Origin of the sequence: Pantoea sp. YU22, assembly GCF_003970755.1 — a bacterium.
Taxonomy (GTDB): Bacteria; Pseudomonadota; Gammaproteobacteria; order Enterobacterales; family Enterobacteriaceae; genus Pantoea; species Pantoea piersonii.
The window spans coordinates 1-23,087 of sequence record NZ_RYDU01000011.1; the positions used below are offsets into that span (position 1 = coordinate 1).

Genomic DNA, 23,087 nt, shown 5'->3' on the forward strand with positions numbered 1-23,087 from the left:
TAAGTTTGATGCTCAAAGAATTAAACTTCGTAATGAATTACGTGTTCACTCTTGAGACTTGATATTTTTAAAGTCCGCAGACTTTTTGATATCTGTCCTGCGAGTGCCCACACAGATTGTCTGATAAATTGTTAAAGAGCATGCCGCGATTATTCAGCGGCGCGGGCTGCGTATATTACGCTTTCCGCTTTATCAGTCAAGCATTTATTTTTGCTTGTCTGACGATTCGTACCTTGCCGAATCTTACTTAACACCGCATTCCGTAAGCCGTTGTGCCGTGTCAGTGGAGGCGCATTATAGGGAGTTCTTTCCGGCTGACAAGTGCTAATTTCAAATTAATTTCCGAGTGTCGTTTTTTTCAGCAAAACAGCCTTAAACCGCCACTTTTTCCAGCGAAGGAAAGCCATAACGCTGTAGAACCGGCGATAATTGCAGCGCTTCGCTGTCAAGCTCGGTGCAAAATGCGCAGTTTGCCTGCGAAGAGCGCACGCCAGGCGCCTCATGCTCCAGCAGCCAGGCCGTTCGACGGGCTATCGCCGCGCCTGAATCGATCAGACGCGTGCCTTCAGGCAAGACCTGCTGGAGTTCTTCACGCAGTAAAGGAAAATGCGTGCAGCCCAGCACGACCGTATCCGGCGGCTCCGCCATCCGCAGCCAGGGTTGAACAACCTGCCGTACATCCTGCAGGGCAATAGCCTGCCCATGAAGCTTCTGTTCTGCCAGCTCCACCAGCTCCGCCGAACCCAGCATGGCAATTCGGCAAGAGGTGGCAAACTGCGCCACGAGATCGTGCGTATAAGGACGACGCACCGTCGCGCGCGTCGCCAGCAGACCCACCACGCCGTTACGCGTCAGACGCGCCGCCGGTTTAATCGCGGGCACGACGCCGACGACGGGAAAGTCGAAGCGCGCGCGCAGCGCCGGCAAGGAGACCGTACTGGCGGTATTGCAGGCGATAATGCAAAGAGAAAGCGGATGACGACTGGCAATCGCGCCGACGATATCAACGACGCGCTCGACAATATACTCTTCGCTCTTCTCCCCATAAGGAAAGCCAGCGTTATCGAAAGCGTAGAGATAATGCAGGTCCGGCAGCAGCTGCCGGACCTCATCATAGACAGAGAGCCCACCCACGCCGGAGTCAAACACCAGCACGGTAGGACGCAGATCAGAAGCTGTAGCTGGCGCTGAGGTAATACTCCGTTCCTGGAGTTTGATAGCCATACACTGTCTCGTAATCTTTATCAAACAGGTTGGCAATTCTACCACGAACCGTCAGCTGAGATGTGACCGGATACGACACCGCGAGATCCCAGAGGCTCACGCCGCCCAGTTTTACGCGGCGGGTTGGATAGCTGTTGAAGTCATTATCAAACCGATCGCCCAGATAATGGTAGGTAACCGACCAGTCAAGGTTATAAATCGTCCAGTCGAGCTGATACTTAACCTGCTGTTTTGCGCGGCGCACCAGCTGTTCATCGGTCTCGCCGTCGCGCGCATCGACGTAGTCGTAGGAGATCTGATGGCCTAGCGGGCCGGTATCGAACGAAGCGGTCGCCTCAATGCCTTTAATACGCGCTTTATTGATGTTGTAGTAGCGATAGGTGGTCGGGTCGCTGTCGATAAGGTTATCAATGTCATTACGGTAACCCGATACTCGCCAGTTAACCGGTCCGGTCAGCCCTTCGAAGCCCCCTTCCCACTGCTTGCTCTTTTCCGGATCGAGATCGGGGTTGCCATAGCCTGGGCTATACACCTGGGACAGGTTCGGCGCCTTAAAGGCGGTGCCGTAGGAGGCGAAGACGCGGTAGCCTGAAATAAACTCCCAGGAGGCGGCGGTTTGCCAGGTGTTGTGCCAGCCGAACTGGTTATTGTCGTCGCCGCGCACCGCCCCTTCCAGGGTGACGCTGCCGAACTGCTGCTGCCCGGTCAGATAGACGCCGGTGTTGCGCTGCTCATACCCATCCGCCAGATAGTTGGTGCCCGGTTCGGTAGTCTCTTTTTGCCAGTCGACGCCGCCGCTAATCGCGCCCTGCCCAACCTGTACGGTATTGCCCCACTGCAGGTTGTACTGCGTAACGTCGTCAAAGGTAGAGGCGTCGCCATAACGGCCATTGCGCGGATCGTAATTGATATCTTTGGTGCGGCTGTAGCTGGCGATCAGCTGCGTCGAATAGATATCCCGACTGAAACGCAGACCGGTATCCCAGGTCTGGCTATAAAGCTGGCGCGTATCTGCGAGACCGACGATATGGGTATAGCTGCTGTCGTAGCTGTAGGAGCCGTCATAGGCGGTGCGGTTGTCGAAACCATAGCCGCGCACAAAGCCGCTCAGCTCATCGCTGAACTGATGCTCAAGGTTGCCATAGAGGGTCTTACTCATAAAACCATCTCTGTCGCCCTGCGCCGGACCATAGTCGTTAGGGTAGCCCGCGCCGACGTCAAAGCCGCGGGTATAGGTGTAGTTGCCAGCCAGCGTCAGCGTTGTGGCGTCGCCCAGCATCTGCTGCGTCGAGCCGTCATAAGACTGATAGCCTTTTGAGCCGACGCCTGCGGTCAGCGTGGTGCCAGGCTGCGCGCGGCCGGTAATAATATTCACCACACCACCGATAGCGTCCGAACCATAGACCGCCGAGCGCGCGCCGCGGATATATTCGATACGCTGCACCAGCGAAAGCGGAATCTGGCTGAGATCGGAAGAGCCAGAGATACCCGCCTGGTTGAGGCGAATGCCGTCAATCAGGATCAGGACATGGCTGGAATTGGTGCCGCGAATAAACAGCGAACTGCTCTGCCCGATACCGCCGTTCTGCGCGACATCGACGCCAGGCAAACGGCGCATCACATCGGTCAGGCTTTTCGCCTGCCAGCGGTCAATCTCAGCGCGCGTGACTACTGTCGCTGGTGCCAGCACCGAGGATACCGGCTGGGCGAAACGGTTAGCGGTGACAACTTGTGTATCATCATCATTCTGAGCGAAACCAGGTTGCGCCCAGAGAGCAAGCGCCGTTGCGCTAAACGCGAACAGCGAAGCGGAATGTTTTTTCATTTTTATGAGCATCCAAAAGACGAAGCAGGATGCCGCAGGCATACGATCGATAGCACGCGATGACCGTACGAGTTGCGACGTCACACCGGCAGGTCTTCGGGCTGGGAACCATAAATGGCGAAGACTTCCCATCCAGCTGGACAGTGTCTGCAAGGCGATCGCCACGACATTCCTTACCGCTGCGCGTCAGCTCCAGATTCGCACTGGATTCCCTATTAACTCAGGCTGAGGCCGGCGCACGCAGTCTACAGGAGTCTTAATGGAAGTCCAGACTTCCATCCTCCTGGTGCGCGCAGGACTGGACAACGCCAGGTGAATGCCTACAATCGCCCGGCAAGTTTGCTATTAACCAGGATCGCTCATGACACCCGAACATCTCCCGACCGAACAGTACGACGCGCAACTGGCCGAGAAAGTCAGCCGTTTACAGACGATGATGACGCCGTTCGCCGCGCCTGAAGTGGAGGTGTTTCGCTCGCCGGTCAGCCACTACCGGATGCGCGCGGAGTTTCGCCTCTGGCACGATGGCGACGATATTTATCACATCATCTTCGATCAGGCGACGCGGCAGCGTATTCGCGTCGATCGTTTTCCCGCCGCCAGCGAACTGATTAACGCGCTGATGCCGGAAATGATCGCGGCGATCCGCGATAACCGCGTATTGCGCCACAAGCTGTTTCAGATCGACTATCTCTCGACGATGAGCAATGAGATTGTTATCTCGCTGCTTTACCACCGTAAGCTGGAAGCGGACTGGATTGAGGCGGCGAGCGCCCTGCGCGACGCGCTGCGCGCACAGGGCTATGGGGTGCAGCTGATCGGCCGCGCCACGAAAACCAAAATTTGTCTCGACCGCGATTTTATCGACGAGCGGTTGCCGGTGGCGGGCCGCGAAATGATCTACCGACAGGTAGAGAACAGCTTCACGCAGCCCAATGCGGCGATGAATATTCAGATGCTGGAGTGGGCGCTGGACGTGACCCAGGGATCGCGCGGCGATTTGCTGGAGCTCTACTGCGGCAACGGCAACTTTTCGCTGGCGCTGGCGCGCAATTTCCGCCGCGTGCTGGCGACGGAGATCGCCAAGCCTTCGGTCGCGGCGGCGCAGTTTAATATCGAAGCCAACCAGATCGATAACGTGCAGATTATCCGCATGGCGGCGGAAGAGTTTACCCAGGCGATGAACGGCGTACGCAGCTTTAATCGCTTACAGGGCATCGACCTGAAGAGCTATGAATGCGAAACCATCTTTGTCGATCCGCCGCGCAGCGGTCTGGATGAGGAGACGGTGAAGATGGTGCAGGCCTATCCGCGTATCCTTTATATCTCCTGCAATCCCGAGACGCTGTGCGACAACCTGCAAACGCTGGCGCAGACGCATGAGGTATCCCGTCTGGCGCTGTTCGATCAGTTCCCCTATACGCACCATATGGAGTGCGGCGTGTGGCTGACGCGTAAAAACGATAAGTAAAGTACGCGCAGACTCACGCAAAACGCAGGTGGTGCGGGCGGAAGAGCAAAGCGGCCCGCGCCAGCGACAAAAACGCATGGCGCTGGCGCGATCGACCACCAAATAAAACGGGAACCTCAGGTTCCCGTTTATCTGTCAGTCGTTGTTCTTACGACGCTTCATCTTAACGCCGATCCAGAACACCAGCGCCACCATCAGCAGCGTCGGAATAAAGTTAGAGCCGATATCCGGATACTCGGCGCGCACCAGCGCGCTATACACCAGAATGCCCAGCAGGAAAAACGCCGCTGCCAGACCCGGCATGCCGTCCGGCATATTGCGGTTCAGATAACGCTGGTGCAGGCTCCAGACCGCAAGGCCTAACGCGATAATCGGAAAGATAGAAAAAGGAACAAAGGCGCTAAACAGCACGGAAAATGAGCCGTTAATCGCTAAGCCGGTAATAAAAGCCAGCAGCAGGGTGCCTTTATCGCGGGAGGTCGGTTGTGTCATGGCTTATCCTTATCGTTTACTCTTCGGTTTTTTCCAGGGTAACCGCCAGCCGCTCCTGCTCACGGCGATACCAGTAATAAGCGCCCTTAGCGATCATGCGCAGCTGCAGCACCAGGCGATCTTCCAGCTTGCGTCGCTGTTCGATATCGACATCCAGCGCTTCCGCGCCTGCGCTAAAGACAATAGTCACCATCGCTTCCGCCTGCGCCTCGGTAAAGCTGCGCGGCATGCGGTTTTCCACCTCAAGGTAGTCCGCCAGTTCGGCGATAAAATGCTGAATTTCACGCGCGACGGCGGCACGAAACGCGGCGGAAGTGCCGGAACGCTCACGCAGCAGCAGCCGAAACGCGTTGGGATTGTTGCCGATAAACTCCATAAAGGTGGAGACCGAGGTTTTAATTATGCTGCCGCCTTTAGCAATACGCTGACGCGCCTGACGCATCAGCTGGCGCAGCATCAAACCGCTCTCATCGACCATCGTCAAACCAAGCTCATCGACATCCTTAAAATGACGATAAAAAGAGGTGGGCGCGATACCGGCCTCCCTGGCAACCTCACGCAAACTTAAACTGGCAAAACTGCGTTCGGCGCTAAGCTGGCTAAATGCCGCTTCGATCAGCGTACGTCTTGTACGTTCTTTTTGTTGCGCTCTGACGCCCATTCTCTCTGCCTTGTGACGAGTTGAAGAGGCACTATAACAAAATTTCAGCGTACATAAGGGCAAAGTTTGTGACCGCCTGTTAACCTCACTCTTTGTCAAACGGAGGGGAATTTCGCTGTTAGAATTCAGAAGTGCGCGGCGAGATGTTAGAATCTCGTTGTAAAAATGTATAGAAAATAGGACGTACTGGTATGCAAAAGTCTTACGATTACGATGCCATCGTGATTGGCTCCGGTCCTGGAGGTGAAGGTGCAGCCATGGGCCTGGTGAAGCAGGGAGCGCGCATTGCAGTGATCGAACGCTACCATAACATCGGCGGCGGTTGTACCCACTGGGGCACCATTCCCTCCAAAGCGCTTCGCCATGCAGTCAGTCGCATTATCGAATTCAACCAAAACCCGCTCTACAGCGATCACACCCGACTGCTGCGCTCCTCGTTCGCTGATATCCTTAACCATACGGAAAACGTCATCAGCCAGCAGACCGCGATGCGTCAGGGCTTTTACGAGCGCAATCGCTGCGAACTCTTTCAGGGCAACGCCCACTTTATCGATGCCAATACAATTGAAGTCGAGCACTATGACGGCACGCGCGAGCGCCTGACGGCGGAGAAATTCGTTATTGCCTGCGGCTCCCGTCCTTATCATCCGGCAGATGTCGATTTTACCCACCCGCGCATTTACGACTCCGACTCTATCCTTAATCTGCATCACGAACCGGGCCACGTCATTATCTACGGCGCGGGTGTGATCGGCTGTGAATATGCATCGATTTTCCGCGGGCTGAACGTCAAGGTCGATCTCATCAACACCCGCGACCGTTTGCTGGCGTTTCTCGATCAGGAGATGTCAGATTCGCTCTCTTACCACTTCTGGAACAGCGGCGTCGTGATCCGCCATAACGAAGAGTTTGAGAAAATCGAAGGCGTTGACGACGGCGTTATTATGCACCTGAAGTCAGGCAAAAAAGTGAAAGCTGACTGCCTGCTCTACGCTAACGGCCGTACCGGCAACACCGATTCGCTGGCGCTGGAGAATGTCGGGCTGGAGGCGGACGGACGCGGCCTGCTAAAGGTAAACAGCATGTATCAGACTGCGCAGCCGCATATCTATGCGGTGGGCGACGTGATCGGCTACCCGAGCCTGGCGTCAGCCGCCTACGATCAGGGCCGCATCGCCGCACAGGCGATTATCAAAGGCGAAGCCAGCGCGCACCTGGTGGAAGATATCCCGACCGGTATCTATACCATTCCGGAAATCAGCTCCGTGGGCAAAACCGAGCAGCAGCTGACGGCGATGAAAGTGCCTTATGAAGTGGGCCGCGCGCAGTTTAAGCATCTGGCGCGCGCGCAGATTGTCGGCATGAACGTGGGCAGCCTGAAAATTCTGTTCCACCGCGAAACCAAAGAGATCCTGGGCATTCACTGCTTTGGCGAGCGCGCGGCCGAAATCATTCACATCGGACAGGCGATTATGGAGCAGAAAAACGGCGGCAATACGATTGAGTACTTCGTAAATACCACCTTTAACTACCCCACCATGGCCGAAGCCTATCGCGTGGCCGCGTTGAACGGCTTAAACCGCCTGTTTTAACGTGGTGTTGAGATAGCCTTGCATGTGCGTGCGAATCGCTTCTGCCAGTTGCTCATAGCGGCTGCGCAGAGGCGAACCGGGACGATAGACCAGCGCGATAGTGCGCTGCGGCACAGGCTTATAACACGGCAAATAGCATACGCCGTCGCGCACGCGCTCCTGCGGCACCGCCAGCGCGGGCAGCAGCGTGATGCCACTTCCGGCCGCGACCATATTACGCAGCGTCTCCAGGCTGGTGGCGCGGAAATGCGTATCCTCGTCAGCGCCCGCTTCAAAGCAAAAGCCCATCGCCTGATCGCGCAGGCAGTGGCCATCTTCCAGCATAAGCAGCTTTTCGCCCGCCAAATCGGACATCGGGACGCGATCGCGATCGTGCCACGGGTGATCCTGATAAACTGCCAGCCTCATCGGCTCGTCGAACAGCGGCACCTCAATAAAGGCCTCGCTCTCTTTGACCAGCGCCAGAATCGCGCAGTCGAGCTTGCCGCTGTCGAGCTGCGCCAGCAGCTGCTGCGTCTGGGCCTCGTGCAGATACATCTCAAGCTTGGGGAAAGTCTGGTGCAGCATAGGAATAATTTGCGGCAGCAGATAGGGACCTGTGGTAGGGATCAGCCCGATATGCAGTGGGCCGGACATGGCTTCGCCCTGCTGGCTCGCCATCTCTTTTAATACTTTAACTTCCCGCAGCACGGTGCGCGCCTGATCGACCAGCAGCATGCCCGCCTGGGTGAACAACACTTTACGGCTGGTTCGCTCCAGCAGCATAACGCCCAGCTCATCTTCCAGCTTGCGGATCTGTCCGCTCAGCGTTGGCTGGCTGACGTGGCATGCGTCCGCCGCACGGCGGAAATGGCGATGCTCAGCAAGCGAAACCAGATATTCAAGATCGCGAATGTTCATTGTTATCCTCCAGACCACGATAGCCCGTGGCGATAGATAGGATAGCAATGAACGATTAGCCCTATCAAGCAATGATGAGAATAATGCACGCAGCAAATTCAGGCGATTCGCTCTTAAGGAGAAAATATGTTTGCAACTCAGGAAGGTAAAGCCGTTCCGCAGGTCGTATTTCACACCCGCCAGGGCGATCGCTGGGTAGACGTCACTACAGATGAGCTGTTCAAAGACAAGACGGTTATCGTTTTTTCGCTGCCGGGCGCCTTTACGCCCACCTGCTCTTCAAGTCATTTGCCGCGCTATAACGAGCTCTACAGCGTATTTGCGCAGCATGGCGTTGACAGCATCCTGTGCGTGTCGGTTAACGACACCTTTGTGATGAACGCATGGAAAGCAGAGCAGCGTGCGGAAAACATTACCTTTATTCCGGACGGCAACGGCGAGTTTACGCGCGGGATGGAGATGCTGGTCGAGAAATCAGACGTTGGTTTTGGCGCGCGCTCATGGCGTTATTCGATGCTGGTGCGTAACGGCGTAATTGAGAAGATGTTCGTTGAGCCGAACAAGCCGGGCGATCCCTTTGAGGTCTCTGACGCCGACACCCTGCTGCGCTATCTGGCGCCAGAATTCAAAATGCAGGAGTCCGTCTCGCTCTTTACCAAACCAGGCTGTCCGTTCTGCACTAAAGCGAAACAGATGCTGATCGATAACAACATGCCGTTCGAAGAGATTGTGCTGGGTCAGGATGCTACCACCGTCAGCCTGCGCGCCGTTTCAGGCCGCGCCACGGTGCCGCAGGTCTTTATCGGCGGTCGTCATATCGGCGGCAGCGACGATCTGGAGCAGTACCTGCTGTCAGCGTAAAAGAATCATAGTGTCAGCCGGAGCGCTGGCCCTCTGATGATGTGCCTAAAATAAAAAATGAAATTCCGAAGCTAGAGGTTAGCGGGCAATTGTTGCCCGCCTTTTTTTTGCCTGTCGATCAGGCGAGACGCTGTTTCGCCTCGGCGATGGCGGACGCGACCTGTTGCGGCGCGACGCCTCCTTTCGCATTCCGTTTTTCCAGACAAGAGCGTAGCGCCAGAATGGCATAAACGTCCTCTTCGATGGTCGCACTGAACTGCTTTAGCTGCGCCAGCGACAGCGCTTCCAGCGCCACGCCCTGTTTGATCGCTTCGACTACCGCTTCGCCCACGATATGGTGCGCTTCACGGAAGGGCACGCCCTTCGCCACCAGATAGTCGGCCAGCTCGGTCGAGTTGGCGTAGCCCTGCTCTGCCGCTTCCTGGCAGCGCGGGCGTTTCACCTGAATGCCGTCCAGCACCAGCGCCGACATATGCAGGCAGTCCAGCCAGGTATCGAGCGCGTCGAACAGCCCCTCTTTGTCTTCCTGCATATCTTTATTGTAGGCGAGCGGCAGTCCTTTCAGCGTCATCATCATGCCGGTCAGCGCGCCCTGCACGCGGCCGCATTTGCCGCGGATCAGCTCCAGCGCGTCCGGGTTTTTCTTCTGCGGCATCAGCGACGAGCCGGATGTTACCTTGTCAGACAGCTCCACGAAGCCCGCCTCGCCGGTATTGAAGAAAATTAAATCTTCTGCGAAGCGCGACAGATGCACCATGCCGATAGAGGCGTCAGACAGCAACTCCAGCACATGGTCGCGATCGGAAACGGTGTCCAGACTGTTGCGCGTCGCAGAGGCGAAGCCCAGCCAGCCAGCCAGCTGCTCGCGATCGATCTCGTAGGCGGTGCCCGCCAGCGCGCCGCAGCCGAGCGGGCTGACGTCGAGGCGCTTCAGGGTATCCTGCAGACGGCTTTCGTCACGGGCCAGCATCTCAACATAGGCCAGGCACCAGTGCGCGAAGGTAACCGGCTGCGCGCGCTGCAGATGCGTGTAGCCCGGCATGACCGCATCCTGATTCGCTTCGGCGGTCGCCACCAGCGCCTGCTGCAGTTCGCGCGTGGCGCCCAGCAGCGCCTCAACCTGGACTTTGCACCAGAGTTTCAGATCGGTCGCGACCTGATCGTTACGGCTGCGGCCGGTATGGAGCTTTTTGCCCAGCGCGCCGACTTTTTCGATCAGCTGGCCTTCAACCCAGCTGTGAATATCTTCGGCGTCGCTTTGCAGAATCTGCTCCGGATTCGCCTGCACCTCGGCCAGCAGCGCATTCAGCGCCTGCTCCAGCTGCTGCTGCTCGGCGCCGCTCAGCACGTTGACCGTCACCAGCGCTTTGGACCAGGCGATGGAGCCGACAATATCCTGCTCCGCCAGACGATAGTCGAAGCGCAGCGAATCGTTGAACTGTTTGAAACGTTGGTCTGCTGCCTGGGTAAAACGTCCGCCCCAAAGTGCCATGTGAAACTCCTTTCAATCCTTAAACAAGAGGCGGCCCGAAGCCGCCCCTGCGAAATCTGGTTGGGCGAGGCGTACGCCTCGCCAGCTATTACTTCTTCTGCTCGTTCAGGGCGCGGATGCGCGAAGAGAGCGAGAACAGACGAATAAAGCCGCCTGCGTGACGGTGATCGTAAACCTCGTCTTCGCCGAAGGTGGCAAACTCTTCTGAGTAGAGGCTGTTAGAGGAGCGTTTCTGGATCGCCGTCGCCTGACCTTTATAGAGCTGCAGCACCACTTCGCCGTTTACCTCTTCAGCCAGCGACTCGGCGGCGGCCTGGATTGACTTACGCAGCGGCGCGAACCAGCGGCCGTCGTAGACAACGTAAGACATCTCATGACCCAGCTGCTCGCGCCATTTGAAGCTGTCGCGATCCAGCACCAGCTGCTCAACCGCGCGCAGCGCGTTCACCATAATGGTGCCGCCAGGAGTTTCGTAGCAGCCGCGCGACTTGATGCCCACCAGACGGTTTTCCACGATGTCGATACGGCCCACGCCGTGCTTCGCGCCAATAGCGTTGAGCGCTTCCAGACACTGGAACGGACTCAGCCTTTCGCCGTTCACCGCCACAACGCGTCCTTTTTCCACGGTAACGGTGACGTTTTCCGGCTGATCCGGCGCCTCCAGCGGATCGACGGTCCATACCCAGCAATCTTTGTTCGGCGCGTTAGACGGACTCTCCAGCACGCCGCCTTCGGTAGAGATATGCCAGGCGTTCTCGTCGCGGCTGTAAATTTTTTCCAGTGACGCGGTGGTCGGAATGTTGCGTTCTTTCAGATAGTCCAGCAGTGCTTCACGCGAACGCAGGTTCCATTCACGCCACGGCGCGACCACTTTCAGCTGCGGCGCCAGCGCGGTGTAGGTGGTCTCGAAACGCACCTGGTCGTTACCTTTGCCGGTCGCGCCGTGGCACAGCGCGTCTGCGCCCACTTTCAGCGCCAGTTCGACCTGGGCTTTGGCGATAATCGGACGCGCCATTGAGGTACCCAGCAGATAGGTGCCTTCATAGAGTGCGCCGGTCTGCAGCACCGGGTAAACGTAGTCGCTGATAAACTCTTCACGCAAATCGACAACGTGGCACTCAGACGCGCCAGACTGCAGCGCTTTCTTCTCCACGCCTTCCAGATCGCTACGCTCCTGGCCGATATCCGCCACGAACGCCACCACTTCACAGCCGCCGTAGTTCTCTTTCAGCCAGGGAATAATGGCGGAAGTATCCAGGCCGCCGGAATATGCCAGTACGATTTTTTTGATATTTTGCGTGCTCATGTCGTCATCCTAAATCTAAGTCGTTAAGCGAGGATCCGGGTGCCGATCGACACGCCGTTAAACAGGTCAGGCAGTTGCTCCGCGTGGCGCCAGCTGGCGATATCCACCGGGCGGCCCAGCGTACGCGCCGCGTCGAGCGCCGCGTTTACTTTTACAATCATGCCATCAGTAATGATGCCTTGCGCGATCAGCTGCTCCGCTTTTGCGGCCGTCATCTCTTCGATGCGCTGGCCTTTGCCGTCGAGGATGCCGCTCACGTCGGAGAGCAGCACCAGATCGGCGCCCAGCGTGGCCGCCAGCGCGGTCGCCGCCTGGTCGGCATTGACGTTCATCAGCTCGCCGCCGTCGGTAATGCCGATAGAGCTGACGATCGGCATATAGCCTGCGGCCAGCAGCGTGTTAATCAGCGCTGGATCGCCCGGTTCGGCGTGGCCGACGTGTCCCAGCTCTTCATCAAGCTGCGCCACGCTGACCAGATCGGCGTCGCCCAGACTCAGGCCGACCGCTTTAATGCCATATTTTTTCGCCCAGGCGAGCAGGGTTTTATTGGCCGTACCCGCCAGCGCACCGGTAATAATGTCGATCTGGTCGGCAGGCGTTACGCGCAGGCCGTTCTTCTTCTTCACCGGCAGCGAAAGCTTTTTCATCAGCTCGTCAACCACGCAGCCGCCGCCGTGAACGATCATCAGCGGGCGCTGATGCGCGCTGCGCCAGGCCAGCAATGCATCGAACAGCCGCGCCAGCGCTTCTTCGCTGTCGAGCAGCACGCCGCCCAGTTTGATAATTAATGGAGTTGTCATATGCATCCTTGTCCGTTAAATCAGTGACTGCGTTTCAGGGAAGCCGAAGCGAATATTCATACACTGCACCGCCTGCGAGGCGGCGCCTTTCAGCAAATTATCTTCCGCCGCGACGACGATCAGATGCTCGCCCTGCACCGCGAAGCCGATATCGCAGAACGGCTGGCCGATAACCGCTTTCAGCGCCGGCACGCCCTGCTCATAGACACGCACCAGCGGCTTGTCGTGATAGGCGCGGTGGAACGCCGCCGCGACGTCGTCATGGCTGACGCCCGGCTTCAGGCGACAGGTGATGGTCGCCAGAATGCCGCGCGGGAAGTTGCCGAGATGCGGCGTAAAAATTACCGGCGCGCCGAGATGCGCGACAATCTCCGGGTGGTGACGATGGGTAAACAGACCGTATGGCTGCAGACTCACTTCGCAAAAGCTGGTGGTAACGCTCGCCTTGCGTCCTGCGCCGCTTACGCCGCTGGTGGCGTTGATTACCGGCCACTGATCGGCGTTAAGCAGCTCGCCGTCGACCAGCGGTTTAAGCGCCAGCTGCGCCGCGGTGGGATAGCAACCCGGCACCGCCACCAGCTGCGCCTCTTTGACTTTGTCGTGGTTCCACTCCGCCAGACCGTAAACCGCTTTATCGAGCCAGTCGCCGTGCTGGTGAGTGAAGCCGTAATAGCGCTGATAAAATTCGCTGTCGTTAACGCGGAACGCGCCGGAGAGGTCGAACACGACGCAACCCGCGTCGAGGAAGGCTGGCGCCAGATCGTGACTGACTTCATGCGCGGTCGCCAGAAACACCACATCAACCTTGTCCGCCCACTCGGCCGCGCTGCTCAACGGCTGCAGCGGCAGATCCACCACGCCTTTCAGCTGCGGATGCAGATCCGACAGACGCTTTCCGGCATCCGGGCTTTGCGCTGAAACCGCCAAAGCGGTTATGTTCATATGTGGATGACGATTGAGGAAGGTGGCGAGCTCTACGCCAGCGTAACCACTGGCGCCAACGATCAGCGTATTCAACATCAGGCTGTATACCTTTTTACAGTCACACGTTCCGGGTCGCGGCCTTGCCCCGTTGCCCACGATGCCGTTTGCGGAGGATTTCTGCTTCCCAGCCAACCGGCGTTAATGTATTTTTATTCACTATTACTGCATGAATATTGATACATCCTAACTCAAGGACCGTCAACAGTGAAGACAAAATTACCGCCTTTTATCGAACTCTACCGCCAGCTGATCGCGACTCCGACCATCAGCGCGACCGATGCGGCGCTGGATCAGAGCAATGAAACTTTAATCAATTTGCTGGCAGGCTGGTTTCGCGACCTGGGCTTCAGCGTTGAAGTGCAGCCCGTGCCAGGCACGCGCCATAAATTCAATATGCTGGCGCGCACCGGCAGCGGCGCGGGTGGCCTGCTGCTGGCGGGACATACCGACACGGTGCCTTTCGACGAGGGGCGCTGGACGCGCGATCCCTTTACCCTGACGGAGCACGACAACAAGCTCTACGGGCTGGGCACCGCCGATATGAAAGGCTTCTTCGCCTTTATTCTCGACACGCTGCGCGATGTCGACGTCAGCAAACTCAGCAAGCCGCTCTATATTCTTGCCACTGCTGATGAAGAAACCACTATGGCGGGCGCGAAATATTTTTCTGAAACGGCGAACATTCGCCCCGACTGCGCCATTATCGGCGAGCCGACCTCGCTGAAGCCGGTACGCGCGCACAAAGGCCATCTGTCGCACGTTATCCGCGTACAGGGCCAGTCGGGCCACTCCAGCGATCCGGCGCGCGGCGTCAACGCCATCGAGCTGATGCACGATGCCATCGGTCATCTGATGCAGCTGCGCAATACCCTGAAAGAGCGCTATCACCACGACGGTTTCGCGATCCCTTATCCCACCATGAACTTCGGCCATATTCACGGCGGCGACGCGGCGAACCGCATCTGCGCATGCTGCGAGCTGCACATGGATATTCGTCCGCTGCCGGGCCTGACGCTAAGCGATCTGGAAGGGCTGCTGAACGAGTCGCTGGCACCGGTCAGCGCACGCTGGCCAGGACGCCTCACCGTCGGCGAGCTGCACCCGCCGATTCCGGGCTACGAATGTCCGGCCAATCACGAACTGGTCGCCGTGGTGGAAAAACTGCTCGGCACGCCGACCGAGGTCGTCAACTACTGCACCGAAGCGCCTTTTATCCAGGAGCTGTGTCCGACGCTGGTTCTGGGGCCGGGATCGATCAACCAGGCGCACCAGCCTGATGAATTTATCGATACCGCATTTATTAAGCCGACTCGATCGCTGATCGCGCAGGTTGTACAGCATTTTTGCCACTGATACGCAATAAACAGGGCAATTCACTGTTAAGAAAGTAAATTTCCTGGTCTAAACGCGGGATTTGTTGATAAGAATAACTTATCCCGCTCCCGTCAAATTAAAATCTTTGAATTTCCGCTAGTTAGATGCATGTTACCGGGCGTTCAAGCGCATTGACGCCGCCGGGTTTACGTGGCTAGATAAAAGCCGATGTTATGCCCGGTGGGTGATTACTCATGCAGTTCCGGCTTTGCCGCGCGCTGTGGGTGTAGAAGTTTACAAAGACGATAAGGGTGTCAGGGTCACATGAACGAACAATATTCCGCAATGCGAAGTAATGTCAGTATGCTCGGCAAACTGCTCGGGGATACGATCAAGGATGCACTAGGAGAGAACATCCTCGACCGGGTGGAAACTATCCGCAAACTCTCAAAGTCATCCCGTGCGGGAAATGACACTCATCGCAAGGAACTGCTTAACACGCTGCAAAATCTGTCGAACGACGAACTGCTGCCTGTCGCGCGCGCTTTTAGCCAGTTTCTTAACCTGACCAACGTCGCCGAACAGTATCAGACCATTTCGCGCAGCGGCGATGGCGCGAACCATCCCGAACTGCTGAAAACCACCTTCGATCGCCTTAAGCAGCAGCCTGACGTCAGCGAGAATGATATTCGCGCAGCGATCGAGTCGCTGTCGCTGGAGCTGGTGCTGACTGCGCACCCGACAGAGATCACTCGCCGCACGCTGATCCATAAGCTGGTCGAGGTAAACAGCTGCCTGAAGCAGCTCGATCACAGCGATATCTCAGACTATGAACGCAACCAGATTATGCGCCGCCTGCGTCAACTGGTGGCGCAGGCGTGGCACACCGATGAGATCCGTAAATACCGTCCAACGCCGATCGACGAAGCTAAATGGGGTTTCGCCGTGGTGGAGAACAGCCTGTGGGAAGGCGTGCCTGCTTTTCTGCGCGAGCTGAACGAACAGGTTGAAGAGGCGTTCGGCGTCACACTGCCGGTAGATTTCGTGCCGGTAAAATTCACCTCCTGGATGGGCGGTGACCGCGACGGCAACCCGAACGTTACCGCCACAGTGACGCGCCACGCCATGCAGCTCAGCCGCTGGAAAGCCGCCGATCTCTTTTTACGCGATATCGGCGTGCTGATCTCTGAGCTTTCAATGTCTGAATGCAGCGAAGAGGTGCGCGAGCTGTGCGGCGATCCAGAGGCGATTGAGCCTTACCGTGTCATCCTGAAGCGTATGCGCAGCCAGCTGCTTACGACGCAATCCTGGCTTGAACGCCGCCTGAAAGGCGAGCGTCTGCCGCGCCCGGCCGATCTGCTGGTTTCCAACGATCAGCTGTGGGATCCGCTTTACGCCATTTATCAGTCGCTGCAGCAGTGCGACATGGGCATTATCGCCAACGGTCAGCTGCTGGATACGCTGCGCCGCGTGAAGTGCTTCGGCGTGCCGCTGGTGCGCATCGATCTGCGTCAGGAGAGTACGCGTCATACCGAAGCGATTGCTGAAGTGACCCGCTATCTCGGCCTCGGCGACTATGAAAGCTGGTCGGAAGCGGATAAACAGGCTTTCCTGGTGCGCGAGCTGAATTCCAAACGGCCGCTGCTGCCACGTCACTGGGAGCCGAGCGACGAAACGCGCGAAGTGCTGGAGACCTGCCGCGTCGCTGCTGAGGCGCCGCAAGGCTCTATCGCGGCCTACGTAATTTCCATGGCGAAAACCCCGTCCGACGTGCTGGCTGTGCATCTGCTGCTGAAAGAAGCGGGCATCACCTTCGCCATGCCGGTCGCGCCGCTGTTTGAAACCCTAGACGACCTCAACAACGCCAACGACGTGATGAGCCAGCTGCTGAGCATCGACTGGTATCGCGGTTTTATCCAGGGCAAACAGATGGTGATGATTGGCTATTCCGACTCGGCGAAAGACGCCGGCGTAATGGCCGCCAGCTGGGCGCAGTATCAGGCGCAGGATGCGCTTATCAAAACCTGCGAGAAAGCCGGCATCGCGCTGACGCTGTTCCACGGACGCGGCGGCAGTATTGGTCGCGGCGGCGCGCCTGCCCATGCGGCGCTGCTGTCGCAGCCGCCAGGGAGCCTGAAAGGCGGCCTGCGCGTGACCGAACAGGGCGAAATGATCCGCTTTAAATATGGCCTGCCGGAAGTCACGATCGCCAGCCTGTCGCTCTACACCGCCGCGATTCTGGAAGCTAACCTGCTGCCACCGCCGGAGCCGAAGAAAGAGTGGCACAGCATTATGGACCAGCTTTCGGCGCACTCCTGCGCTATGTATCGCGGCTACGTACGCGAAAATCCAGACTTCGTGCCCTATTTCCGCTCCGCCACGCCGGAGCAGGAGCTGGGCAAACTGCCGCTCGGTTCACGTCCGGCCAAGCGTCGCCCGACCGGCGGCGTCGAGTCGCTGCGCGCCATTCCCTGGATCTTCGCCTGGACACAGAACCGCCTGATGCTGCCCGCCTGGCTCGGCGCGGGCGCAGCGTTGCAAAAAGCGATGGAGGAGGGCCATCAGGATCAGCTGGAAGCGATGTGCCGCGACTGGCCGTTTTTCTCTACGCGTCTGGGAATGCTGGAAATGGTGTTCGCCAAAGCTGACCTGTGGCTGGCGGAATATTACGATCAGCGTCTGGTGGACAAAATATTGTGGCCGCTGGGCAAACAGCTACGCGACCAGCTTGACGCCGATATTAAAGCAGTGCTGACCATCGCCAACGACGCGCATCTGATGGCGGATCAGCCGTGGATAGCCGAGTCGATCGCGCTGCGCAACGTCTACACCGATCCGCTCAACGTGTTGCAGGCGGAGCTGCTGCAGCGTTCACGCGCCCAGGAAGCGCGCGGCGAAGAGGTCGATCCGCGCGTCGAGCAGGCGCTGATGGTGACCATCGCGGGCGTAGCGGCGGGTATGCGCAACACCGGTTAATCTTCCTGACCACTCCCGGGCAGGCCCCCTGCCCGGAAACCTCTGTTCTGCTGCCTGTTTCGCGCTTGCGAGCGTTGTGCCTGGGCGCTACTTTGCTCTATCCTTTAGGACCATTCCTCAGTTATCCACATTCTCATTTACAGGAGTTGCCTTATGGCATCAGGAATTTCTCGCATCTGGATGCGTACCGGCATGTTGCTCGGCGCCGCGTTGCTGGTGCTTAACCTCACCGCGTGCGGCGACAAAGAGGGCGATCAGCGCAAAGCCTTTATCGACTTCCTGCAAAATACCGTCATGCGCAGCGGCGAACATCTGCCAAGCCTGAGCGAAAGTCAGAAGCAGAATTTTGGTAAATATGCAGGCGACTACGCCATTCTTTATGGTTTTTCCCAGCAGGTGAATAAAGCGATAGATCAGGGCATGCGCCCGGTCGTCGATGAGCTGTCGGCGATCCACGTTCCACAGGATTACCTGACGCGCCGCGACGCGCTCCGCCAGGCGAACGGCGCGCTGGTCATTGTGACGCAGCAGCTGGAAAGCGCCAAAATGCAGGCTGACAGCAGCAAAGCCGCGCTTAAGCAGGAAGAGGATCTGAAAAAAGTTTACGACACCGTTTACGATAAAGTCGTGACGCAGCCAGCCAGTCAGCTGGTGCCGCTGCTGCCGAAGCTGCAGGCGCTGAGCCAGGGTGCGGCGCAGGCGGGCGACTTCCTGCAGCAGCAGGGACCGCGCGTGAGCTTCAACAACAATGCCGTTCAGTTCCCGACGCCGGATCAGGTAACGCAATATAACGCCCTGATGAGCACCATCTCCGCCAATGCGCAGGCATTAACGCAGGCACAGACCGCCGTTCAGAGCGGTTTGCAGTAACACCTCTTCCGGGGCGAGCCTCAGGCTTGCCCCGGCTTCTTCAGCCGTCGCTTCCTTTCAGATTTTCGCCAGCCCGATAAGCGCCTCGTCAGGAGTGTGATATGGCGCATTTTTGACCAAAAATAGTTTGTGATCGTAGTCACATAAATGAAACAAACCAACCCCCCATAAACGTGATGTTCTTCACATTTAGGCCGGCTTTGCGGCGAAAAAACAGCCATTGTGTTTTTTTTACACGTTTATTATGTGATCTGACTCACTAAAATGCCCCCTGCCCCCACCCGAATTAGGTGATCTGCATCACACTTAGGCCAACCGCTACGCAGCGTCATATTCGCGTGATAGAGTCCGCGTGCATACAGTAATAGCGACGGCTTGCCGCCGTGCTGGCTTAACAAAAACAAACGCGCTCTCTTATTGCAGCGCGTCTCGATAAGGGGTGGCTTTATGTCCTCATCAGTCAAGGTCAAGGTTCAGAGCTTTGGTCGCTTTCTGAGTAATATGGTGATGCCTAACATCGGTGCGTTTATCGCATGGGGTATCATCACTGCGCTGTTCATCCCAACCGGATGGATTCCTAACGCGACGCTGGCGAAGCTGGTCGGCCCGATGATCACCTACCTGCTGCCGCTGCTGATCGGTTTCACCGGTGGTCGTCTGGTTGGTGGCGATCGCGGCGGCGTGGTCGGCGCGATCACAACAATGGGCGTGATCGTCGGCGCCGATATGCCGATGTTCCTTGGCTCAATGATTGCCGGTCCGCTGGGCGGCTGGGCGATCAAATCTTTCGACCGCGCCGTTGACGGTAAAATCAAAAGCGGCTTCGAAATGCTGGTCAACAACTTCTCTGCCGGCATTATCGGCATGTTGCTGGCGCTGCTGGCGTTTCTGGCTATCGGTCCGCTGGTAGAAGGTCTGTCGCATATTCTCGCCGCAGGCGTCAACCTGATGGTGCAGCACAACCTGCTGCCGCTGACCTCGATTTTTGTTGAGCCGGCGAAAATCCTGTTCCTCAATAACGCCATTAACCACGGCATCTTCTCGCCGCTGGGCATCCAGCAGGCAAGTGAAGCGGGCAAATCAATCTTCTTCCTGATTGAAGCAAACCCAGGCCCGGGTATGGGCGTGCTGGTCGCTTATATGCTCTTTGGCCGCGGCAGCGCTAAACAGTCTGCGGGCGGCGCGGCGATCATCCACTTCCTCGGCGGTATTCACGAAATCTACTTCCCGTACGTGCTGATGGCACCGCGTTTGCTGCTGGCGGTAATTCTGGGCGGCATGACCGGCGTCTTTACCCTGACGCTGCTTAATGGCGGTCTGGTCTCTCCGGCTTCTCCAGGCTCAATCCTGGCCGTGCTGGCGATGACGCCGAAAGGTGCCTACTTCGCCAACATCGCGGCGATTATCGCGGCCTTTGCCGTCTCCTTCGTCGTCTCCTCTATTCTGCTGAAAACCAGCAAAGTTAAAGAAGAAGACGATATCGAAGCGGCGACTAAACGCATGCAGGAGATGAAAGCGCAGTCTAAAGGCCAGGCAGTAGCGGGCGCGCCGGTCGTAGCTGACGCCAACAGCGTTGATGTCAGTCATGTGCGTAAAATCATCGTCGCCTGTGACGCCGGCATGGGTTCCAGCGCGATGGGCGCTGGCGTGCTGCGTAAGAAAGTGCAGGATGCGGGACTGACGAATGTCTCTGTCACCAACAGCGCGATTAACTCGCTGCCGGGCGATGTCGATCTGGTGATTACCCACCGCGACCTCACCGAACGCGCAATGCGTCAGGCACCGCAGGCGCAGCATATCTCGCTGAATAACTTCCTCGACAGCGCGCTCTACACCAACCTGACCGATCGCCTGATTGCGGCGAACCGTAGCGTAGCGCACCGCGAAACCGTACAGACCGCGCTGGCGGACAGCTACGACTCCAGCAACGCCCATCTGTTCAAACTGGGCGCGGACAACGTCTTCCTCGGCCTGAGCGCCAGCAATAAAGAGCAGGCGATCCGCTTCGCCGGCGAGCAGCTGGTGAAAGGCGGCTACGTTCAGCCGGAATATGTGGAAGCGATGCTGGCGCGTGAACAGCTCACCCCAACCTATCTGGGCGAGTCAATTGCGGTGCCGCATGGCACAGTGGAAGCGAAAGATCGCGTATTGAAAACGGGCGTGGTGTTCTGTCAGTATCCGCAGGGCGTACTGTTCGGCGAGGATGCGGATGACGTGGCGCGTCTGGTCATTGGCATCGCGGCGCGTAACAATGAGCACATCCAGGTCATCACCAGCCTGACGAATGCGCTGGACGACGAAAGCGTCATCGAGAAGCTGGCGCACACCAACAGCGTGCAGGAAGTGCTGGATCTGCTGTCGGGCAGCCCGGCGACCGCCTAAACGTCCTGCGTGATTTTCCCTGGGGCGGGTAAGCCCGTCCCGATTTCCGGGGCGGGCATGCCCGCCCCATCGTCATTTGATATGGGTCAATATTATGAAAGCGTTACATTTTGGAGCAGGTAATATCGGTCGTGGTTTCATCGGCAAACTGCTGGCGGATGCAGGCATTGAGCTGGTGTTTGCCGATGTCAACCAGGTGGTGCTGGATGCACTGAACGCGCGTCATGAATATCCAGTACATGTGGTTGGCGAGCAGGCAAAAGTGGAAATCGTGAAGGGCGTCAGCGCCGTCAACAGTACCAGCGACGATATTATCGCACTGGTGGCGGACGTTGATCTGGTGACTACCGCAGTCGGCCCGCAGATCCTTGAGCGCATCGCGGGCAGCGTGGCGAAAGGCCTGGCGAAACGTCAGGAAGCGGGCAACGACCGGCCGCTCAATATTATCGCCTGTGAAAACATGGTGCGCGGCACCAGCCAGCTAAAACAGCATGTGCTGAAAGCGTTGCCGGAGCAGCACCACGCCTGGGTCGAGCAGCATGTCGGCTTCGTCGACTCTGCCGTAGACCGTATCGTGCCGCCGTCCGAAGCGGGCAGCAACGATCCGCTGGAAGTGACTGTTGAAACCTTCAGCGAGTGGATTGTCGATAAAACCCAGTTCAAAGGCGAGCTGCCCACTATCGCAGGTATGGAGCTTACCGATAACCTGATGGCTTTCGTCGAGCGCAAGCTCTTTACCCTGAACACCGGCCACGCGATTACCGCCTATCTTGGCCAGCTCGCCGGACATCAGACTATTCGCGACGCTATTCTGGATGAGAAAATCCGCGCGGTAGTCAAAGGCGCAATGGAAGAGAGCGGCGCAGTACTGATCAAGCGCTACGGCTTCGACGCCGACAAGCACGCCGCCTATATCGAGAAAATCCTTGGCCGCTTCGAAAATCCTTATCTGAAGGATGACGTGGAGCGCGTAGGCCGTCAGCCGCTGCGTAAGCTGAGCGCGGGCGATCGTCTGATTAAGCCCACGCTGGGCACGCTGGAGTATCAGCTGCCGAACGCGAATCTGGTGCAGGGTATCGCCGCCGCAATGCACTACCGCAGCGCACAGGATCCGCAGGCTCAGGAGCTGGAAGCGCTGATTAACGAAAAAGGCCCACAGGCGACGCTGGCGCAGGTATCGGGTCTGGATGCCGATAGCGACGTAGTGGCGGCGGCGGTCAGCGCGTACAACGCGATGGCATAACAGTCGCGTGTTGGTCACGCACAAGCGGTACGGGCGCAGCGACGCTGCGCCCGTTGAGGGTATCAGAATTCTGCAGGCGACAATGGAAGAGAAGCAAGCTTTTGAAAACCGGGTGCTTGAGCGCCTGAACGCCGGACGTTCGGTGAGAAGCTTCCTGATCGCTGCCGTCGAACTGTTGGCTGAAGCAGTCAATCTGCTGGTGCTGCAGGTATTTCGCAAGGACGACTACGCGGTGAAATATGCGGTTGAGCCGCTGCTGCTGGGCGATGGTCCGCTCGGCGAGCTGCCGGTGCGCCTCAAGCTTATCTACGGTCTGGGCGTTATCAACCGCCATGAGTATGAAGATTGCGAGCTGCTGCTGGCGCTGCGCGAAGAGCTGAATCACGATCAGGGCGACTACCGTTTTACTGACGATGAGATACTCGGCCCGTTCGGCGAGCTGCACTGTGTGGTTGCGTGGCCGCCGAAACCGGACTTTCATCCCGACGACGCCGAGCTGCGTGCCATGCAGCAACAGCGCTATCTGCAGATGGTGCGCTCGACCATGGTGCTCTCTCTGACTGAACTCATCTCGCGCATCAGCCTGAAACAGGCGTTCAAACGTCCCGGCGCCTGAGATTCAGGCGCCCCGCTCCATCGACGCGCGCGAATCTGTGCCGCTTTTCGTGTATCCTTTGCCTGTTTTCCACAACGA

General features: G+C 57.8%; 18 protein-coding genes and 1 riboswitch. Of the genes, 9 read left to right on the plus strand and 9 right to left on the minus strand.

Translation table 11 applies throughout. From position 1 onward, the window contains the following. Positions 1-372: 372 nt before the first annotated feature. On the minus strand, positions 373-1,224 hold the full coding sequence (murI, locus tag EKL29_RS15185) for a glutamate racemase (protein WP_120457845.1): 852 nt from the start codon (positions 1,222-1,224) through the stop codon (positions 373-375). Further along, positions 1,169-3,049 (minus strand): TonB-dependent vitamin B12 receptor BtuB, encoded by a 1,881-nt coding sequence (gene btuB, locus EKL29_RS15190; RefSeq protein WP_126690110.1) that lies wholly within the window; start codon positions 3,047-3,049, stop codon positions 1,169-1,171. The genes murI and btuB overlap by 56 nt, the downstream gene beginning before the upstream one ends. Positions 3,050-3,118: 69 nt before the next feature. Beyond that, positions 3,119-3,300, minus strand: a riboswitch (cobalamin riboswitch). Positions 3,301-3,410: 110 nt separating this feature from the next. On the opposite strand from btuB, the gene trmA reads away from it, so the two are divergent. Further along, the gene (gene trmA / locus EKL29_RS15195) at positions 3,411-4,520 is read left to right on the plus strand and encodes a tRNA (uridine(54)-C5)-methyltransferase TrmA (protein ID WP_126690111.1); all 1,110 of its coding nucleotides are present in this window, start codon (positions 3,411-3,413) and stop codon (positions 4,518-4,520) included. Between the two features lie 135 nt (positions 4,521-4,655). Here the strand turns inward: trmA and EKL29_RS15200 are convergent, their stop codons facing one another. After that, positions 4,656-5,012, minus strand: coding sequence for a YijD family membrane protein (locus EKL29_RS15200; RefSeq protein WP_081140612.1), 357 nt, complete (start codon positions 5,010-5,012; stop codon positions 4,656-4,658). A gap of 16 nt (positions 5,013-5,028) precedes the next feature. After that, positions 5,029-5,673, minus strand: coding sequence for an HTH-type transcriptional repressor FabR (gene fabR, locus EKL29_RS15205; protein ID WP_120457839.1), 645 nt, complete (start codon positions 5,671-5,673; stop codon positions 5,029-5,031). Between the two features lie 191 nt (positions 5,674-5,864). On the opposite strand from fabR, the gene sthA reads away from it, so the two are divergent. After that, entirely contained in the window at positions 5,865-7,265 is a 1,401-nt protein-coding gene (gene sthA / locus EKL29_RS15210) for a Si-specific NAD(P)(+) transhydrogenase (RefSeq protein ID WP_120457837.1), read from the plus strand. On the opposite strand, the gene oxyR is transcribed toward sthA, so the two are convergent. Next, on the minus strand, positions 7,248-8,165 hold the full coding sequence (gene oxyR / locus EKL29_RS15215; RefSeq protein ID WP_120457836.1) for a DNA-binding transcriptional regulator OxyR: 918 nt from the start codon (positions 8,163-8,165) through the stop codon (positions 7,248-7,250). The genes sthA and oxyR overlap by 18 nt on opposite strands. Positions 8,166-8,291: 126 nt before the next feature. Between oxyR and EKL29_RS15220 the strand changes: the two genes are divergently transcribed. Then, positions 8,292-9,026 (plus strand): glutathione peroxidase, encoded by a 735-nt coding sequence (locus EKL29_RS15220; protein WP_126690112.1) that lies wholly within the window; start codon positions 8,292-8,294, stop codon positions 9,024-9,026. Positions 9,027-9,144: 118 nt separating this feature from the next. Here EKL29_RS15220 and argH read toward each other — a convergent pair whose 3' ends face one another. The 4 genes from argH to argC all read right to left on the minus strand — a co-directional run bounded on the left by argH (position 9,145) and on the right by argC (position 13,644). Next, entirely contained in the window at positions 9,145-10,518 is a 1,374-nt protein-coding gene (gene argH, locus EKL29_RS15225) for an argininosuccinate lyase (protein WP_126690113.1), read from the minus strand. Between the two features lie 88 nt (positions 10,519-10,606). Continuing rightward, the gene (locus tag EKL29_RS15230; RefSeq protein WP_120457829.1) at positions 10,607-11,824 is read right to left on the minus strand and encodes an argininosuccinate synthase; all 1,218 of its coding nucleotides are present in this window, start codon (positions 11,822-11,824) and stop codon (positions 10,607-10,609) included. 23 nt (positions 11,825-11,847) lie between these two features. Continuing rightward, positions 11,848-12,624 carry an acetylglutamate kinase gene (gene argB / locus EKL29_RS15235; RefSeq protein WP_120457827.1) on the minus strand — a complete coding sequence of 259 codons (777 nt, stop codon included), beginning with the start codon at positions 12,622-12,624 and terminating at the stop codon, positions 11,848-11,850. A gap of 15 nt (positions 12,625-12,639) precedes the next feature. Further along, positions 12,640-13,644, minus strand: coding sequence for an N-acetyl-gamma-glutamyl-phosphate reductase (argC, locus tag EKL29_RS15240; RefSeq protein WP_120457825.1), 1,005 nt, complete (start codon positions 13,642-13,644; stop codon positions 12,640-12,642). A gap of 168 nt (positions 13,645-13,812) precedes the next feature. Between argC and argE the strand changes: the two genes are divergently transcribed. The 6 genes from argE (at position 13,813) to EKL29_RS15270 (ending at position 23,009) form a co-directional block, all read left to right on the plus strand. Beyond that, complete coding sequence (argE, locus tag EKL29_RS15245) at positions 13,813-14,961, plus strand: acetylornithine deacetylase (RefSeq protein ID WP_126690114.1); 1,149 nt, start codon at positions 13,813-13,815, stop codon at positions 14,959-14,961. Positions 14,962-15,246: 285 nt separating this feature from the next. Beyond that, positions 15,247-17,898 carry a phosphoenolpyruvate carboxylase gene (gene ppc / locus EKL29_RS15250; RefSeq protein WP_126690115.1) on the plus strand — a complete coding sequence of 884 codons (2,652 nt, stop codon included), beginning with the start codon at positions 15,247-15,249 and terminating at the stop codon, positions 17,896-17,898. A gap of 153 nt (positions 17,899-18,051) precedes the next feature. Next, the gene (locus EKL29_RS15255; protein ID WP_120457820.1) at positions 18,052-18,768 is read left to right on the plus strand and encodes a DUF3053 domain-containing protein; all 717 of its coding nucleotides are present in this window, start codon (positions 18,052-18,054) and stop codon (positions 18,766-18,768) included. 447 nt (positions 18,769-19,215) lie between these two features. Beyond that, positions 19,216-21,150, plus strand: a complete 1,935-nt coding sequence (locus tag EKL29_RS15260; RefSeq protein ID WP_120457817.1) for a PTS mannitol transporter subunit IICBA — start codon at positions 19,216-19,218, stop codon at positions 21,148-21,150. 94 nt (positions 21,151-21,244) lie between these two features. After that, complete coding sequence (mtlD, locus tag EKL29_RS15265; protein WP_120457816.1) at positions 21,245-22,393, plus strand: mannitol-1-phosphate 5-dehydrogenase; 1,149 nt, start codon at positions 21,245-21,247, stop codon at positions 22,391-22,393. Positions 22,394-22,475: 82 nt separating this feature from the next. Beyond that, positions 22,476-23,009 carry an MltR family transcriptional regulator gene (locus tag EKL29_RS15270; protein WP_120457814.1) on the plus strand — a complete coding sequence of 178 codons (534 nt, stop codon included), beginning with the start codon at positions 22,476-22,478 and terminating at the stop codon, positions 23,007-23,009. Positions 23,010-23,087: the final 78 nt, after the last annotated feature.

What these genes read in the sequence shown, in the direction of transcription:
- fabR (WP_120457839.1), bottom strand. Translation starts at nt 5,673, where the DNA reads ATGGGCGTCAGAGCGCAACAAAAAGAACGTACAAGACGTACGCTGATC.
- EKL29_RS15200 (WP_081140612.1), bottom strand. Translation starts at nt 5,012, where the DNA reads ATGACACAACCGACCTCCCGCGATAAAGGCACCCTGCTGCTGGCTTTT.
- EKL29_RS15270 (WP_120457814.1), top strand. Translation starts at nt 22,476, where the DNA reads ATGGAAGAGAAGCAAGCTTTTGAAAACCGGGTGCTTGAGCGCCTGAAC.
- ppc (WP_126690115.1), top strand. Translation starts at nt 15,247, where the DNA reads ATGAACGAACAATATTCCGCAATGCGAAGTAATGTCAGTATGCTCGGC.
- EKL29_RS15260 (WP_120457817.1), top strand. Translation starts at nt 19,216, where the DNA reads ATGTCCTCATCAGTCAAGGTCAAGGTTCAGAGCTTTGGTCGCTTTCTG.
- btuB (WP_126690110.1), bottom strand. Translation starts at nt 3,049, where the DNA reads ATGAAAAAACATTCCGCTTCGCTGTTCGCGTTTAGCGCAACGGCGCTT.
- argC (WP_120457825.1), bottom strand. Translation starts at nt 13,644, where the DNA reads ATGTTGAATACGCTGATCGTTGGCGCCAGTGGTTACGCTGGCGTAGAG.
- EKL29_RS15230 (WP_120457829.1), bottom strand. Translation starts at nt 11,824, where the DNA reads ATGAGCACGCAAAATATCAAAAAAATCGTACTGGCATATTCCGGCGGC.
- trmA (WP_126690111.1), top strand. Translation starts at nt 3,411, where the DNA reads ATGACACCCGAACATCTCCCGACCGAACAGTACGACGCGCAACTGGCC.
- argH (WP_126690113.1), bottom strand. Translation starts at nt 10,518, where the DNA reads ATGGCACTTTGGGGCGGACGTTTTACCCAGGCAGCAGACCAACGTTTC.
- EKL29_RS15255 (WP_120457820.1), top strand. Translation starts at nt 18,052, where the DNA reads ATGGCATCAGGAATTTCTCGCATCTGGATGCGTACCGGCATGTTGCTC.
- EKL29_RS15220 (WP_126690112.1), top strand. Translation starts at nt 8,292, where the DNA reads ATGTTTGCAACTCAGGAAGGTAAAGCCGTTCCGCAGGTCGTATTTCAC.
- sthA (WP_120457837.1), top strand. Translation starts at nt 5,865, where the DNA reads ATGCAAAAGTCTTACGATTACGATGCCATCGTGATTGGCTCCGGTCCT.
- oxyR (WP_120457836.1), bottom strand. Translation starts at nt 8,165, where the DNA reads ATGAACATTCGCGATCTTGAATATCTGGTTTCGCTTGCTGAGCATCGC.
- argB (WP_120457827.1), bottom strand. Translation starts at nt 12,624, where the DNA reads ATGACAACTCCATTAATTATCAAACTGGGCGGCGTGCTGCTCGACAGC.
- murI (WP_120457845.1), bottom strand. Translation starts at nt 1,224, where the DNA reads ATGGCTATCAAACTCCAGGAACGGAGTATTACCTCAGCGCCAGCTACA.
- mtlD (WP_120457816.1), top strand. Translation starts at nt 21,245, where the DNA reads ATGAAAGCGTTACATTTTGGAGCAGGTAATATCGGTCGTGGTTTCATC.